The sequence below is a fragment of the Streptomyces sp. NPDC031379 genome (genome assembly GCF_055569615.1).
This window is the reverse complement of the sequence record NZ_JBVIIT010000019.1, coordinates 75,535-89,436: the sequence shown is the minus strand read 5'-3', so window position 1 is coordinate 89,436 and position 13,902 is coordinate 75,535. Positions and strand designations below refer to the sequence as shown.

Here is a 13,902-nt window from a genome sequence, read left to right as displayed (position 1 = left end):
CGCCGGCTTCAGCTCGCGAGCCGTTCCCGGTCGCCCATCACCACGACGGGGTGCTGCGCCGGATCCAGGGTGCGCAGGAGGGTCTTCATTCCGGACTCCGGGACGGTGACGCATGCCGACGTGCCGTCACCGTGGTCCAGGTGCAGCCAGATGCCGCCGCCCTTGTCGACCCCGTCGGGACGGTTCCAGTCGAAGGGCGGTGCGCCCTCGAGCCGGTTGTAGTCGATGGCGATGACGTAGTCGAAGTCACGGGCGTGGGCTTCGTCCGGATTCAGCATGGACGCGTAGGCGTTGTCGTCGTGCCAGTACCTCAGTCGGCTTCCGGGATCCGCGAGCGTGCCTCCCGCGTCGGTGAGGGTGAACACGCCGACGGGACTCTGTTCGTCGTCCATGCGATGGTCGGTCGTCCAGCCCAGCCTGCCGTTGTGCGCGGGCCAGCCTGCCGTTCGCTCCCAGGTCGAGCCCCGCTTCTGGTAGAGGACGACGAAACCGTCGGGGGAATACCGGCTTTCGCCGTAGACGACCACCACCTGTCCGGTGTCGGCCGGTACCTGCCTGCCCATCCGGTCTCCGATGCCCGGAAGGCGGGTGCCCACGGCCTGGCCGGGCAAGGCGGACGCCGCGCCCGGTGCGCCGCCGGGACTCCTCCTCTCGGCCCCGTGGTCGCACGCCGTGGCAGCGGCCATCAGGACGCCGCAGGCGAGAGCCGTGCCTATGGCATGTCGCGCACCGCCGCGCCGCATCGGCCGTCGAGTGGGCCGGGTCACCGTGAACATCCGCATGATCACGATCCTGTGGGGAGGCGGATGTCCTCCGCATGCCGAGGCGGCATCCGGCGCAACGGTCCGCCTCCCGCGCTGATGGTGCGCGCCGGCCTCCTGGCCAAGGTGCGGCGTTCCCAGGAGGCGGTCGACGCCTGCACCGAGGCCGCCACCGTCTTCCGGGAGACCGGCGACCATCACCACGAGCGTCAGGCACTCCAGCGGCCGGCGCGTGCACGCGACGAGCGTCGGCCCAGGGTGACCGGCACCCGGTCGGACCGGTCTCCGTGCGGATCGGCCGCACGTCAGTCGTGTGGGGCCCAGGGAGCAGGATTGCCGGTGGGCCGGGCTCGCTCGGTTGCGGCCCAGGTGGCGAGGAGCCGCAGGGCATCGTGGTCGGGTGTCCCGGGGGCGGCGCTGTAGGCGGTGAGGGTCAGGCCCGGCTGTGCGGGCAGTTCCATGGCGTCGAAGTCGAGGGCGAGGACACCGACGGCGGGGTGGCGGAAGGACTTGCGGCCGGTGTGGTGCAGGCGCACGTTGTGTTTGGCCCAGGCCGTGCGGAACTCCTCGCTGCGGGTGACGAGTTCGCCGATGAGCCCGGTCAGTCCGGCGTCGTGCGGGGCGCGTCCGGCCTCGGTGCGCAGCAGGGCGACCGTGGTGTTGACGGACTCCCCCCAGTGGGGAAAGAAGTCACGGCCCCCCGGCGTCAGGAACTGTGAGCGGGCGATGTTGACCGTCTGGGCGGTGGGGTCGGCGAACAGGGGCGCGTACAGGGCACGGCCGAGGGTGTCGGTGGCGAGGATGTCCAAGCGGCCGTTGCGTATGAAGGCCGGGGAGTCGGCCATGGACCGCAGGACGCGCAGGACGCTGTCCGGGAGCGGTCCGCGGGCGCGCTTGGTGCGGCGGGCGGGGCGCTTGGCGGCGGCGCGGGCCAGGTCGAAGAGGTGGGCGCGTTCGGCGTCGTCGAGCTGGAGGGCGTTCGCGACGGCGTCGAGGACCTCCTCGGAGGCTCCGGCGAGGCGGCCGCGCTCGAGGCGGACGTAGTAGTCGATGCTGACGCCGGCGAGCAGGGCGACTTCTTCGCGGCGCAGGCCGGGCACGCGCCGGTTGCCACCGTAGGCGGGCAGGCCGGCCTGCTGCGGGGTGATCTTGGCGCGGCGGGAGGCCAGGAACTCGCGGATGTCGCTCTCGGTGGTCACGCGTTCCAGGCTAGGCCGGACGGTCCACAGGTGGGGGGCTCTGTCGGTACCTGGCACAGCAGACCCTTCTTCACACTGCCGACCTGCGGTTTCCTCGATACCGGCAGCGGCTTTCGCTCCGATGTCCGACCGGGGTACGGGGTGTGGCGGCTGCCGGAAGGCCGAGCCCGCCACACAGTGGGTGGTGGCCGGTTCACCCCGTTCGGATCGAGGAGTCGCCCCCATGCCGAAACAGTCCGCACCCCCGGAGCTGGCCGGGATCGCACCCAAGCTCGTGGAGGTCACCGACGAGGTCCTCTTCGGTGACGTCTGGGAGCGGCCGGGGCTGTCCCCGCGCGACCGGAGCCTGGTGACCGTGAGTGTCCTGGCCGCCCTGTACCGCGGCGAGCAGCTCGGCCACCACCTCGGGGTGGCCCTCGACAACGGGCTGAGCGTGAAGGAGCTGTCCGAGGCGATCACGCACCTGGCCTTCTACGCGGGCTGGCCCAACGCGATGACCGCGATCAACCGGCTGAAGCAGCTCGCGGACGAGCGCGGCGCCTGACGAGCGGCGCTGCTCACTCGGCACCACACCCGCCCCTCCAGTTCGATCAAGGAAACGCAGTCGTGGAACACGTCCCTGACACCCCCACCGTGAAGGCCCCGGCCGAGCGCTTCACCGGAGACGTCTATCTGAACCCGATCTCGGTCCCCGCGGAGCCGGCCCGTCTTGCTTCCGCGCTGGTGCGCTTCACCCCGGGCGCCCGCACCAACTGGCACTCCCACGCCCTGGGCCAGGTCCTGCACGTCACCGACGGGGTGGGCCTCGTCGGCACCCGTGACGGCGGTGTCGTCCGCGTGAGCGCGGGTGAGACCGTGCGGTGCCCGGCGGGCGAGGAGCACTGGCACGGCGCCACCGACACCCACCTCATGGCCCATATCGCCATGGTCGTCGGTGACGGCACCGGTGACGGCACCACCTGGCTGGAGCCGGTCACCGACGAGCAGTACGCCGCCGCTCTCGTCGGCATCGGCCGCTGACGGCCACGAACAGCCACGACCTCTCCCCCCTGTCGCCGCCCGTACGTGTGCCGCCGAGAGCGTGCACCTACGGCCGGCCGAATCACCGATCAGAAAGAGCGATGTCCCATGCGGGCAGCATTCATGTACGAAGCCGGTGACGTCCGTGTCCAGGACGCCCCGGACCCCACCATCGAGCAGGCCACGGATGCCGTCGTGCGGATCGTCCGCTCCTGCGTGTGCGGCAGCGACCTGCACCCCTACCATTCCTTGACCGCCGCCGACGGCCCCGTCCCCATGGGACATGAGTTTCTCGGTGTCGTGGAGGAGACCGGCTCCGAGGTCAGCGGTCTCAGCCGTGGCGACCTGGTGGTCTCCCCGTTCGCCTACGCCGACAACACGTGCGAGTTCTGCCGCGAGGGCGTGCACACCTCCTGCCCTCAGGGCGGCTTCTACTCCGCCGGCGGTGTCGGCGGCGCCCAGGCCGAGGTCATTCGTGTCCCCCAGGCCCAGGGCACCCTGGTCAAGCTGCCCCGGGACGTCGACGAGCGGCTGCTGCCCTCGCTGCTGACCCTGGCCGACGTGTACGGCACCGGCTACCACGCCGCCAAGCAGGCGCATGTGCAGCCCGGTGACAGCGTCACCGTCATCGGTGACGGCGCGGTGGGCCTGCTCGCCGTGCTGTCGGCCAAGCAGCTCGGTGCGGAGCGGATCATCCTCATGGGCCGGCACAAGACGCGCACCGACCTCGGTGTCGCGTTCGGTGCCACCGACGTCATCGCCGAACGCGGCGAGGAAGGCATCGCGAAGGTGCGCGACCTGACCGGCGGCTACGGCACCCGCGCCGTCCTGGAGGCCGTCGGCCACATGCCCGCCTACGAGATGGCCGTCGGCGCCGTCCGCCCCGGCGGCGTGATCAGCCGGGTCGGTGTGCCGCAGTACGAGGAGGCTCCGGTCGGTTTCGCCAGTCTGTTCGGGCCCAACGTCACTCTCACCGGCGGTCCTGCCCCCGTGCGGGCCTACATCGACGAACTGCTGCCCGCCGTCCTGGACGGCAGTGTCGATCCGGGCCGTGTCTTCGACCGCACCCTCCCTCTCGAGCAGGTGCCCGACGCCTACCGCGCCATGGACCGGCGCGAAGCCCTCAAAGTGCTCATCGCTCCCTGAACCCCGAGCGGCCGGGACAACGGGCGGCCGGGACACCGGGCGATGAAACCAAACCGCCCGGGCCCGGACCTACCTGGGCGTGATCGTGACCGTCGCATACGCCTCGCCCGGTCCCGGCGGCCTGGTCCACGGCCGTGTCGGCACCGTGGGCAATCTGCCGTGCTCGAGGGCGAACCGGGGCAGGTGAGACGGCGAACGACTGCGCGATCGCGTCCGGGGCACGGCGCTCGTCCGAGCGGTCGGGGGCGGGCCCGGCGGGGGCCCGGAACAGGCCGTCGGGGCAGAGCGCGGCAGGGAGGGTGCCCGTCCGGCGGCGCTCGGCCTCATGGACCGTGAAGGCGTACCGCTGTGCGCCGTCCTCGGCGCAGGCGAAGTGGAACAGGCCCGGCTGCACCCAGACCGTCAGGGCGCGGGTGCCGTGCGACAGCTCGGGACCGGGGTCGGCCAGGCGGGCCGGGTCGAAGCCCGGCCGGGGGGCCGACTCGAAGGCGAAGCCCCAGCCGTCGCGGGCGCCGAGCCGGGCCAGGGGACCGCGGCGCTGCCGGGAGAATCGCAGATCCCAGAGATCGGCCTCGCCCGCCACCGGCTCCAACGGGCCCGAACCGAACCGCTCCGCCAGCTCTTCGGGGCGTACGCCCTCGACCAGGACGAACCGGTACCCGTCCCGGCGGGGTCCACCCGTGGGGTGCCCGTCGGCCGGCCACCCGAGCCCGTCGCGCGCAGGTACCCCCTCGACGGCGGGCGCGGGCAGCGCCTCCCCGTGACCGGCCCGGGGTGTGGTCAGCAGCAGCCGGCCCCGCTCCGGTGTCACGACCGGCCCGAGCAGCGGGTCCCCGAGCAGGCCGAACGGGGCCACGTGGTCCTCCTGGTACGGCTGCCACAGCGGGACCGTCGCGGCGAGCACCCGCCAGGCGCCGTCCGTGTCACCCCAGCGCGCCAGCTCTCTGGCCTCCTCGACCGCGCGCCCGAAGGGGCCCGGCGAGGTGTACTCGTAGGTGCGCTGCCTGATCTGCTCCAGGACGGTCCTGGCCCGCTCCCTGTCCGTCGCGTAGTCCTCCGTCGCCGGGCCGAGCACCAGGGCGTCGTCCCGCCGGCGTGCGCGCAGGTGCTCGCGCGCCCTCAGGGGCAGTACCTCGCCCGCGTACAGCGGATCGTCCATGCGCGGGTCAACCGGTACACCGCCGCGCCCGCCGTCGAGCAGCGCCCGCAGCTGAGCGGACAGCAGTCCGGCCCTCGGTCTGCCCAGCTCCCCCGCCTCGTCGAGGACAGCGAGCGCCGCGTCCAACTCGCCCCGCAGACAGGCCAGTCGGGCCTCCTCCACCTTGACGTCGAGGTCATGCGTCACGCTGTTCTCGAAGCCCGGCCGACCGCCGCCCAGGCGGTAGAACTCCTTGTACATGTCCTCCATGAAGGCGCGGAACGAGGCGTACCGGTCCGGCCGTTCGCCGCCCCAGCCGTGGTACACGTACACCGCCCACTCGCCGTCGGCGCCCACATCGCCCGGGTCGATCAGCACATCGGTCAGGTCCGAGTCGACCGACAGCTGCAGCGCCCGGCCCCACATGCCGGGCAGGAGCGCCTCCTCCTCGGCCGGGTCCTCGCCCAGCTGCTCCTCGTACATCGGCTGCAGGCCGTACGGGTCTCCGTACGGCCCGATGTCCTCGGCCCCCGGGTGCGGGAGGCGCGGAAGGCGGCGTACACGGCGGCCAGTTCCTCGTCACCGGCGTACTCCCACAGAGCCGGCATCGCGACCGTCTCCTCCGCATACAGGTGCGCCGGATATGCGCTGATCACCTCGTCCAGTGCGAGGTACAGCGCGTGCTGGGCCTCCGCGAGGGTGGCGGCAGGGCTCGAGGGGAAGGCGCGCGCCCGCTCGTCCAGCGCGGCGAAGGCCGCGTCGAGGCGGACATGCCCCGCCTCCAGCGCGTCGGCCGCTCGTGGCGCCCGCTCCCGCAGGAGCTGGTGGATGAAGGTGTCTTCATGGTCGGCGTGCTCACGCAGCTCCCGCGTCATGGCCAGGCAGCGGTCCGCCTGTTCGGCGGCGGCGCCGCGGGAGATGTCCGCAGCCCCGAGTTCGACGGCGAGGGCGAACAGTCGCGCGCGCTGCCCCATGTGAACATTCCGGTAGAGGTCGATCTTGGACATGACCCGTCCTCAGGGTGGTCGGCAGGTGCTGAGCGTCGCGTCCGACGACCCCCTCACCGTTCCCCAGGCCGCGCGCAGGCTCGGCGTGAGCCGCCAGAACATCCAGCGAGTCGCCAACGATCTCGTGGCCCTCGGGCTCGCCACCTACGAGCCCAACCCGGATCACCGCAGCTCGCCCCTGCTGACCCTGACGGCCGAAGGCCGGGCATCACTCGCCCGTGTCACCGGCAGGGCCACGAAGGCGCATCGCAGCCTCTTCGCGGACATCCCCGACGAGGAGATCCGTGCCACCCGGGCGTCGCTGCGCCGGCTGCTGGCGGCCCTCGACCGCCACGAAGGGGCGGCCGGCAAGCGGTAGCGGGCAGGGGTGCCGGTCGTCAGGATCCGCCGCGCATCCGACGGGTCATGAAGAGTGCCTGTTCGCCCGCCGAGGCCGTGCCGTCGTACAGGGAGGTGTCCAGCCCGCAGAAGACGAAGCCCATCCTGAGGTAGGCGCGAACGGCGGGAGCGTTGACGCTGCTGACCTCGAGCCACACGTGCACCGCCGCGCGCTCCCTGGCGAAGTCGAAGGCGTGCCGCATCAGGGTCCGCCCCACCCCTTTGCCTCTCCACTTCGGTGCGACCTCGATGTCACACACGGTCAGACGCGCGTTCCACGGGTCGAAGGAGGCCGTGACGAAGCCGCACAGCTCCCCTTGGCGGTCGGCGACCACCGTCCGGCTCAGCTCGGGATCGGTGTCGTCGTCCTCGCCGTCGCCCTCCTCGGGGAAGACCTTGTGCAGGGGCGGATCCACCGGAACCTCACGGATCCTGAAACCCTCGGCGCTCGCGGTCACTTCGAAGACGGAATCCGTCGTGAACGAGCCGTCGATTCCGGCGAGGGCCTCGCCGTCCTCGGGTCGCGCCGGCCTGTAGACGATGGTCCCCACCGGGTCCGGCACCGTGGCATCGTGTGCAGTCCTCTTCATGATCCGACCGTACGCCCGCCCCCGGCCGCGCGGCCGGTCAGCGGCCACACGTCCCGAACTGGCAGGCACGAAGCGCATGTTCGACGTAGGTTGTGCGGTGAATGATCCACGCCTCGGCTGAAAGACGGACACGACTCATGACCGACCCCGCGACGACGCCCGGACCAACGATGCACCAGAAGATCGACACATCCGTGCCGCACTCCGCCCGCATCTGGAACTACTGGCTCGGCGGCAAGGACAACTATCCCGTCGACGAGGAGGCCGGAGACGCGTACACCGCCGTCTTCCCCGGCATCGTCACCATCGCTCGCAGCAGCCGTGCGTTCCTGCGCCGCAACATCGCCCATCTGGTCCGCGAGGCGGGCATCCGGCAGTTCCTGGACGTCGGCACCGGCCTGCCGACCGCCGAGAACACCCACGAGGTCGCCCAGCGGCTCGCCCCCGAGGCGCGGATCGTCTACGTCGACAACGACCCGATGGTCCTGGCCCATGCCCGGGCCCTGCTCTACTCCTCCGCCGAGGGCGCGACCGCCTACATCGACGCCGACGTGACGGACCCGGACCGCATCCTGGCCACTGCCGCCGAGACGCTGGACTTCAGCCGGCCCACCGCGCTCATCCTCAGCAACATCCTGGGCCACGTCTCCGACTACGACCAGGCCCGTTCCATCGTCACCCGGCTGATGGGCGCCCTGCCGTCGGGCAGTTACCTCTCGATCAACGACGGTTCCCGTGGCGTCGACCCGGTCTTCGAGCAGGCCCAGGACGCCTACAACAGCAGCGGTGCCGTCCCGTACAACCTGCGCACCGTCGAGCAGATCACCGCGTTCTTCGACGGGCTGGAGCTGATCGAGCCCGGCGTCGTGTCCGTCACGCAGTGGCGTCCGGAGCCCGGTGCACCCGGCGCCGAGGTCATCGCCGAACACGGCGGACTCGGCCGCAAGCCGTAGCGGCGGGACACGGGCCGGCCCACCCTCCACTCCGCCCCGGGTGAGGCGGAGTGGAGGGATGTCTCGCCGGCCGCGAGAGAGCCGGGAGCCTGTTTCCGGGATCCCGCGTGCCCCCGCCGGCCGGCGAGTCGGTGTGCCGTGCCGGATCAGGCGGCCCGGCCGGCCTTCAGCGCCGCCGCGGTCTCCGAGACACGCCGGGCCTGGTAACGGATCGCCTGCAGCGTCTCCTCGCTGGGCTCGCCGGCCCCGCAGGAGGTGCCGTAGGGGGTGCCCGTCTGGAACTGGATCGGGTCGGTGTAGCCGGGCGGCACGATGATCCCGCCCCAGTGGTAGAAGGTGTTGCTCAGCGCCAGGATGGTCGACTCACGGCCGCCGTGGGCGGTGTTGGAGGCGGTGAACGCCGAGTACACCTTGTCCTGCAGCTTGCCCGTGAACCACAGCGGGCCGGTGGTGTCGATGAAGGCCCGCAGCTGGCTGGCCGGGTTGCCGTAACGGGTCGGGGTGCCGAACAGCACCGCGTCGGCCCAGGCGAGGTCGTCGTGGACCACCTCGGTCACATCGGCACTGTCCTGAACATGCTGGGCCCAGGCCGGGTTGGAAGCGATCGCCTCCGGCGGAGCCGTCTCGGCGACCTTGCGCAGCCGAACGGTGGCACCGGCCTTCTCAGCTCCTTCGGCGGCTGCTCGCGCCAAGGCGTGAATGGTCCCGGTGGAGCTGTAGTAGATGATCGCGACGTTGACAGATGCCATGATCGATTTCCTTCCTGTGCAGGTTCGATCAGTACGACGAGACAGCCCCGCAAGATGTGAGGCGATGCGACCGGCCTCACACTCCTGGGTGATGACTCGTCGTACAAAGGTGAGACGCACCATCCAAGGGAGCCGGTGACACCATGACCAACCCGTCCGAGCCCGAGCCGGGGCAGGGCCGGCCCGACCCGGGCCTGCAGGCGATCATGAGCGAGCGACGTCAGCTGACCAACCTCGCCTACCGGATGCTGGGCTCCCTGGCCGACGCCGAGGACGTCGTACAGGAGACCTACACCCGCTGGTACGCCCTCACCCCGCAACAGCAGCAGGCCATCGACTCCCCCGGCGCCTGGCTGACCACCGTCGCCAGCCGTATCTGCCTCGACCAGCTCGGCTCGGCACGGGCCAGGCGCGAGCGCTACATGGGCGAATGGATCCCGGAGCCGCTGCCCGACCGCACGGAATGGATCAGCGGACGGCCGGGCGCCGGCATCATAGACCCCGCCGACCGGGTGACCCTGGACGAGTCGGTCAACATGGCCTTCCTCGTCGTCCTCGAGGCGATGACCCCGGCCGAACGGGTGGCGTTCATCCTCCACGACGTCTTCCGCTACCCGTTCACCGAAGTGGCCGAGATCGTCGGCCGGAGCCCGGCCGCATGCCGCCAGCTGGCCACCTCGGCCCGTCGGCGCATTCGCGCCCCGCAGCCCGACGCGGCCTCGGCGGCCCGGCACGCCGACATCGTCAGGGCCTTCAAGCAGGCGTGGGAGGCCAAGAACATCGACGCCCTCATCGGCCTGCTGGCTCCCGACGCCACCGCGACGGGTGACGGCGGCGGACTCGTCAGGGCCGCGCCCCACCCCGTCGAAGGCGCCGAGCAGGTCGCGCGCTTCTTCACCGACCGGCCCGCCACGGCCCCCGACGTGACGCTCGTGGAGCGTACGGTCAACGGTCAGCCGGGCCTGGTGGCCCAGCGGGACGGCGTCACCGTGTCGGTCATGGCGTTCGACATCGCGGCCGACCGGATCAACCACATCTGGGCCGTGCTCAACCCCGACAAGCTCCGCTCCTGGACCACGCCCTGACAGCCCCCGGCCGACAGCGGCACGAGGGCCGGGTCGGCGAAGGGTGACCGCGGCGGGTGACGGCAAGCCCTAGTGGTCGCCGCCGACGGTCCTCATGAAGTCGAGCATCAGCCGGTTGGTCCGGGCGGCGTGGTCGATCTGCGGGCCGTGGCCGGTGTCCGAGATGATCTCGGCCCGGGCTCCCGGGATCAGCCGGGGCACGCGCTCGACCTGCCGACGCGGGTGCACCAGCAGGCTGCGCCTGCCGAGGACCAGGTACGACGGGATGCGGACGGTGGCGAGTTCGGCTTCCGTGAGGGGCAGGGGCGCGGGGCGCCGTATGCGGTGGGCGCGCACCCCGGCCCTGACCATGGCGCGGAGTTCCGGTACGACCAGCACCGGCTGTTCCAGCCAGGAGGCGAGGCGGGGCCGCAGCCGCCTGGGGGCGAACGTCGCGAAGAGGCTCACGAAGATCCAGACGAAGAAGCGCAGGCCAACCTTCTCCAGGCCGCCGGGGTCGAGAAGGGTGACCGAGGCGAGGCGTTCGGGCCTGCGGTGCGCCTGGTTCAGGGCGAGCCAGCCACCGTAGGAACTGCCGACGAGATGTACCCGGTCGAGCCCGAGCCCGGCGAGCGCCTCCTCCAGCCACTGCGCGGCGCGTTCGGGCTGGTGGATGGCGGCGCGCTGGATGCTGCGGCCGGGATCGCCGGGGGTGTCGAGCGCGTAGACGGGCCGCTCGGCGCTGAGGTCGGGGGTGTTCGGGTACCACATGGCCGAGCAGCTGCCCGCGCCGTGCACGAGCACGACGGGGGTGCGCTCGCGGGCGGCCGGGTCGGCGGGGACGTAGCGGTAGACGTGGGTGGTCCCGAAGGAGGTCTCCACGTCCTGCTCCCCGGCGGCGGGTGCGCCCAGTGCGTAGACCGCGTCGCAGGCCGCGAAGTAGCGGTCGCGCAGGGCGTCACTGACGAAGCGGCCGACGTCGGGCCGGGGACGGGTTGTTACGGCTTCGGACACGGTCACGGCCACCTCCGGGGCCACCGGGCGGCTCGGGCTGCACGCCGTGGGGATGCGGGACGTGGCGGCGGAGGCGGGCGTGTCGCTGCGGCTGGTGCAGTACTACTTCGAGTCCAAGGAGAAGCTGCTGCTGTTCGGACTGCGGCATCTGGCCGAGAGGTTCGGGGAGCGGGTGGCGGCCAGGGTGCGGGCCGCCGGGGACGATCCGGGACCGCGCGCGGTGATCGAGGCGCTGCTGCTGGCGGCCCTGCCGGTCGACGCGGAGAGCCGCGTCTTCCACCACCTCTACACCTCGTACGCGGTCCTGGCCGTGACCGACGAGGCGGTCGCCGCCCAGCCGTTCATCAAGGATCCCGACGCGGCCGAGGCCACCGTGACCCACCTGCTCCGGCAGGCCGCGCAGGAGGGGCGGTTGCGGCCCGGCGTGGACGCGCACGCGGAGGCGGTCGGCCTGCTGGCCATGTCCGCGGGGCTCGGCACCAGTGTCCTGGTGGGCCAGCGCGGCGCCGAGTCGGCCACCGGCGTCCTCGCCTACCACCTGGACCGGATCTTCCGGCCGGCCGACCCGGGCCCGACGGAGGGGCCTACGCCTCCGTCTGCCGGTCGCTGAGCAGGGTGGGCAGTTTGCGCATGTCGTGGAAGACGACGGTGCCCGGGCCCTCGAGCTGTCCTGCCGGGGTGAGGCCGCCGGCGTAACCGAAGGCACGCATGCCGGCGGCGCGGGCGGCCTGGACGCCGGGCCGGCTGTCCTCGACCACCACACAGGCCGCCGGATCGACACCCATCCGCCGCGCGGCGTGCAGGAAGACATCCGGGGCGGGCTTGCCGCAGGCGACCTCGGTGGCGCTGAAGATGCGACCGGCGAAGCGTTCGTACAGACCGGTGCGGCCCAGGGTGTGCCGCAGCTTGTCGTGCGAGCCGCTGGAGGCCACACAGGTCGGCACGGTGATCGCTTCCAGCGCCTCGAGCAGCCCGTCGACGGGGGCGAGTTCGGCGTCCATCGCCTCGCGGTGCAGCCGCTCGAACCGCTCGTGCCAGAGCGCGGCGGTCTCTTCGCCGAGCCGGTCGGCGACCAGTTCGCGGATCGTGGCGTGCGTGCGCCCGATGAACCGGGCGACGACCTCCTCATGGGTCAGCGGCCAGCCCAGCTCGGCGCCGAGGACGACCTGGAGGCGCACGGCGATGCGTTCGCTGTCGACCAGCACGCCGTCACAGTCGAAGATCACCAGTCGGATCGGATGGATCATCGCAGCAGCATAGGGGCCGGCCCGCTCGCGCGGGCCGGCCCCTGTCGGCTTGCCGTCCCGGAGGATCAGCTGATCCTCATGGTCGCCATCATGCCCATCGCCGAGTGGTCGAGCATGTGGCAGTGGTACACGTAGTCCCCCGCATAGGTGTCGAACGTCGCCTGGAGCTTGACGGTCTCACCGGGCTGGAGCACCACCGTGTCCTTCAGTCCCGACTCGGCGGGCCCGGGGGCGTTGCCGTTGCGTTCGATCACCCGGAACTGCACCAGGTGCATGTGGAAGTTGTGCGGAGCCTTGACGTTGGCGTTGGTGACCGTCCAGATCTCGCTGGCACCGAAACGGACGTCGGCGTCGATCCGCTCGGGGTCGTACAGCTTCTCGTCCATGTACGCCTGCGGGTTGGTGCGGCCGTCCTCGTCCATGCGCAGGACGACGGTGCGGCTGGCCGTGGGGGTGGGCAGCGACGGCAGGCTGCGCAGCACGGACGGGACGGAGCTGGGGTCGTCGGCGGTACGCGTCACGTCGAAGCGCATCACCTGCCCGACCTGCTCGACGGGGCCGCGGCCCCCGGTGTTCTGCAGGACGACCTGGGTGCCGACCGGGTAGCGCGAGAAGTCGATGACGACATCGGCGCGTTCACCCGAGGACAGGTAGACGGACTTGGTGGTGTTCGGGCTCGGCAGCAGTCCGCCGTCCGAACCGATCTGGATCATGTCGCTGCCGTCGGCGAGACGCAGCTCGAAGAAGCGCATGTTGGAGGTGTTGGCGAAGCGCAGCCGGTACTTGCGGGCGGCGACCTCGAAGTACGGGTAGGGGGCGCCGTTGACCAGGAGGGTGTTGCGGTTGCGGTCGCTCATGGCGTACAGCAGCTGGCCCGTGGCGTCGAAGTCGGCGTCGCGCAGCTGTATCAGCACGTCGTACTGGCCCTTGGGCAGCGGCAGGGCGGCCTCGGTGTCGTCGCAGATCAGATAGCTGCCCTGCAGGCCCCGGTAGACGTTCTCCGATTCCACGTGGTGGGCGTGGTCGTGGTACCAGAGCGAGGCGTGCGGCTGCTTGTTGGGATAGGTGTAGATGCGCTTGGCGCCCGGCTCGATGGTCTCCATCGGGCCGCCGTCGCTGTCCTGCGGCACCGAAGCGCCGTGCAGATGGCGGGAGATGGGGACGTCCAGCCCGTTGCGCTGGACGATGACGACGGGGCGGTTCTTGCGCGCCTTGATGGTCGCGCCGGGGAACTGGCCGTCGTAGGTCAGCACTTCGGTCTGGATGCCGGGCAGGATCTCCTTGGTGATCTTGCGCGTGGTGCTCTCGTAGAGGTCCACACCGCCGAGGGTGGAGACGGGCTTCGCCACCGGGACCAGGGGCATGGGCACCTTGAACAGCTCGATCGCCAGGGGCGTGGTGCCGGTCGCCGGTGCGTCGGCGGCCTCGGCGGCGCGGGCGGAGAGCAGGGGTACCAGCGAGGCCCCGGTGAGCCCCGCGGATCCGGTCGCGATTCCCGCGGCAAGCACACGGCGTCTGGTGACCATGATGTGTCGTTCCTCCTTGGGTGGAGCGTGGTCGAACTGGTGGATCTGCAAGGAGCCGGTCAGCCGGGACGGGTGCCTTGCCGGGATCTGGTGGGTTGTGCACGTGCCTG

General features: G+C 71.5%; 15 protein-coding genes and 1 pseudogene. 7 read left to right on the top strand and 9 right to left on the bottom strand.

Annotated features, from left to right (window positions below):
* Positions 1 to 8: 8 nt before the first annotated feature.
* Both ACZ5CW_RS26140 and ACZ5CW_RS26135 read right to left on the bottom strand, forming a co-directional pair.
* Positions 9 to 782 carry a hypothetical protein gene (locus ACZ5CW_RS26140; RefSeq protein WP_468605373.1) on the bottom strand — a complete coding sequence of 258 codons (774 nt, stop codon included), beginning with the start codon at positions 780 to 782 and terminating at the stop codon, positions 9 to 11.
* 284 nt (positions 783 to 1,066) lie between these two features.
* Positions 1,067 to 1,960 (bottom strand): helix-turn-helix transcriptional regulator, encoded by an 894-nt coding sequence (locus ACZ5CW_RS26135; RefSeq protein ID WP_468605371.1) that lies wholly within the window; start codon positions 1,958 to 1,960, stop codon positions 1,067 to 1,069.
* 223 nt (positions 1,961 to 2,183) lie between these two features.
* Here ACZ5CW_RS26135 and ACZ5CW_RS26130 point away from each other — a divergent pair, with 223 nt between their 5' ends.
* The 3 genes from ACZ5CW_RS26130 (at position 2,184) to ACZ5CW_RS26120 (ending at position 4,126) form a co-directional block, all read left to right on the top strand.
* Positions 2,184 to 2,504: a carboxymuconolactone decarboxylase family protein gene (locus ACZ5CW_RS26130; protein ID WP_468605369.1), complete on the top strand. Its 321-nt coding sequence runs from the start codon at positions 2,184 to 2,186 to the stop codon at positions 2,502 to 2,504.
* A gap of 62 nt (positions 2,505 to 2,566) precedes the next feature.
* Positions 2,567 to 2,980 carry a (R)-mandelonitrile lyase gene (locus ACZ5CW_RS26125; protein WP_468605367.1) on the top strand — a complete coding sequence of 138 codons (414 nt, stop codon included), beginning with the start codon at positions 2,567 to 2,569 and terminating at the stop codon, positions 2,978 to 2,980.
* Positions 2,981 to 3,088: 108 nt separating this feature from the next.
* Positions 3,089 to 4,126 (top strand): alcohol dehydrogenase catalytic domain-containing protein, encoded by a 1,038-nt coding sequence (locus tag ACZ5CW_RS26120; RefSeq protein WP_468605365.1) that lies wholly within the window; start codon positions 3,089 to 3,091, stop codon positions 4,124 to 4,126.
* Here the strand turns inward: ACZ5CW_RS26120 and ACZ5CW_RS26115 are convergent.
* Together ACZ5CW_RS26115 and ACZ5CW_RS26110 are read right to left on the bottom strand one after the other, a co-directional pair.
* A complete protein-coding gene (locus ACZ5CW_RS26115) occupies positions 4,113 to 5,747 on the bottom strand; it encodes an SMI1/KNR4 family protein (protein WP_468605363.1) in 1,635 nt (544 codons plus the stop codon). The two genes, ACZ5CW_RS26120 and ACZ5CW_RS26115, sit on opposite strands and share 14 nt — an antisense overlap.
* Positions 5,648 to 6,271: a hemerythrin domain-containing protein gene (locus ACZ5CW_RS26110; RefSeq protein WP_468605361.1), complete on the bottom strand. Its 624-nt coding sequence runs from the start codon at positions 6,269 to 6,271 to the stop codon at positions 5,648 to 5,650. The genes ACZ5CW_RS26115 and ACZ5CW_RS26110 overlap by 100 nt, the downstream gene beginning before the upstream one ends.
* Here ACZ5CW_RS26110 and ACZ5CW_RS26105 point away from each other — a divergent pair.
* Entirely contained in the window at positions 6,270 to 6,629 is a 360-nt protein-coding gene (locus ACZ5CW_RS26105) for a MarR family winged helix-turn-helix transcriptional regulator (protein WP_468605359.1), read from the top strand. The genes ACZ5CW_RS26110 and ACZ5CW_RS26105 overlap by 2 nt on opposite strands.
* Positions 6,630 to 6,648: 19 nt before the next feature.
* On the opposite strand, the gene ACZ5CW_RS26100 is transcribed toward ACZ5CW_RS26105, so the two are convergent.
* Positions 6,649 to 7,239 carry a GNAT family N-acetyltransferase gene (locus ACZ5CW_RS26100; protein WP_468605357.1) on the bottom strand — a complete coding sequence of 197 codons (591 nt, stop codon included), beginning with the start codon at positions 7,237 to 7,239 and terminating at the stop codon, positions 6,649 to 6,651.
* 137 nt (positions 7,240 to 7,376) lie between these two features.
* On the opposite strand from ACZ5CW_RS26100, the gene ACZ5CW_RS26095 reads away from it, so the two are divergent.
* Positions 7,377 to 8,192, top strand: a complete 816-nt coding sequence (locus ACZ5CW_RS26095; RefSeq protein WP_468605355.1) for an SAM-dependent methyltransferase — start codon at positions 7,377 to 7,379, stop codon at positions 8,190 to 8,192.
* A gap of 146 nt (positions 8,193 to 8,338) precedes the next feature.
* On the opposite strand, the gene wrbA is transcribed toward ACZ5CW_RS26095, so the two are convergent.
* Positions 8,339 to 8,944, bottom strand: coding sequence for an NAD(P)H:quinone oxidoreductase (gene wrbA, locus ACZ5CW_RS26090; RefSeq protein ID WP_468605589.1), 606 nt, complete (start codon positions 8,942 to 8,944; stop codon positions 8,339 to 8,341).
* A 140-nt stretch (positions 8,945 to 9,084) separates the two neighbouring features.
* Here wrbA and sigJ point away from each other — a divergent pair, with 140 nt between their 5' ends.
* On the top strand, positions 9,085 to 10,026 hold the full coding sequence (gene sigJ, locus ACZ5CW_RS26085; RefSeq protein ID WP_468605353.1) for an RNA polymerase sigma factor SigJ: 942 nt from the start codon (positions 9,085 to 9,087) through the stop codon (positions 10,024 to 10,026).
* 69 nt (positions 10,027 to 10,095) lie between these two features.
* Here sigJ and ACZ5CW_RS26080 read toward each other — a convergent pair whose 3' ends face one another.
* On the bottom strand, positions 10,096 to 11,025 hold the full coding sequence (locus ACZ5CW_RS26080) for an alpha/beta fold hydrolase (RefSeq protein WP_468605351.1): 930 nt from the start codon (positions 11,023 to 11,025) through the stop codon (positions 10,096 to 10,098).
* A gap of 19 nt (positions 11,026 to 11,044) precedes the next feature.
* Between ACZ5CW_RS26080 and ACZ5CW_RS26075 the strand changes: the two are divergent.
* Positions 11,045 to 11,629 (top strand): annotated as a pseudogene (locus tag ACZ5CW_RS26075) (TetR/AcrR family transcriptional regulator); the annotation flags it as partial.
* Here ACZ5CW_RS26075 and ACZ5CW_RS26070 read toward each other — a convergent pair.
* Together ACZ5CW_RS26070 and ACZ5CW_RS26065 are read right to left on the bottom strand one after the other, a co-directional pair.
* Positions 11,604 to 12,266 (bottom strand): HAD family hydrolase, encoded by a 663-nt coding sequence (locus ACZ5CW_RS26070; RefSeq protein ID WP_468605349.1) that lies wholly within the window; start codon positions 12,264 to 12,266, stop codon positions 11,604 to 11,606. The pseudogene ACZ5CW_RS26075 and the gene ACZ5CW_RS26070 overlap by 26 nt on opposite strands.
* Before the next feature lie 65 nt (positions 12,267 to 12,331).
* Positions 12,332 to 13,792, bottom strand: coding sequence for a multicopper oxidase family protein (locus tag ACZ5CW_RS26065; protein WP_468605347.1), 1,461 nt, complete (start codon positions 13,790 to 13,792; stop codon positions 12,332 to 12,334).
* Between the last annotated feature and the right edge of the window lie 110 nt (positions 13,793 to 13,902).

Bases quoted from the DNA above. Each gene is read 5' to 3' on its own strand.
- ACZ5CW_RS26065 (WP_468605347.1), bottom strand. From the start codon at position 13,792: ATGGTCACCAGACGCCGTGTGCTTGCCGCGGGAATCGCGACCGGATCC.
- ACZ5CW_RS26100 (WP_468605357.1), bottom strand. From the start codon at position 7,239: ATGAAGAGGACTGCACACGATGCCACGGTGCCGGACCCGGTGGGGACC.
- ACZ5CW_RS26115 (WP_468605363.1), bottom strand. From the start codon at position 5,747: ATGTACGAGGAGCAGCTGGGCGAGGACCCGGCCGAGGAGGAGGCGCTC.
- ACZ5CW_RS26070 (WP_468605349.1), bottom strand. From the start codon at position 12,266: ATGATCCATCCGATCCGACTGGTGATCTTCGACTGTGACGGCGTGCTG.
- ACZ5CW_RS26095 (WP_468605355.1), top strand. From the start codon at position 7,377: ATGACCGACCCCGCGACGACGCCCGGACCAACGATGCACCAGAAGATC.
- ACZ5CW_RS26120 (WP_468605365.1), top strand. From the start codon at position 3,089: ATGCGGGCAGCATTCATGTACGAAGCCGGTGACGTCCGTGTCCAGGAC.
- sigJ (WP_468605353.1), top strand. From the start codon at position 9,085: ATGACCAACCCGTCCGAGCCCGAGCCGGGGCAGGGCCGGCCCGACCCG.
- ACZ5CW_RS26130 (WP_468605369.1), top strand. From the start codon at position 2,184: ATGCCGAAACAGTCCGCACCCCCGGAGCTGGCCGGGATCGCACCCAAG.
- ACZ5CW_RS26110 (WP_468605361.1), bottom strand. From the start codon at position 6,271: ATGTCCAAGATCGACCTCTACCGGAATGTTCACATGGGGCAGCGCGCG.
- ACZ5CW_RS26105 (WP_468605359.1), top strand. From the start codon at position 6,270: ATGACCCGTCCTCAGGGTGGTCGGCAGGTGCTGAGCGTCGCGTCCGAC.
- ACZ5CW_RS26140 (WP_468605373.1), bottom strand. From the start codon at position 782: ATGCGGATGTTCACGGTGACCCGGCCCACTCGACGGCCGATGCGGCGC.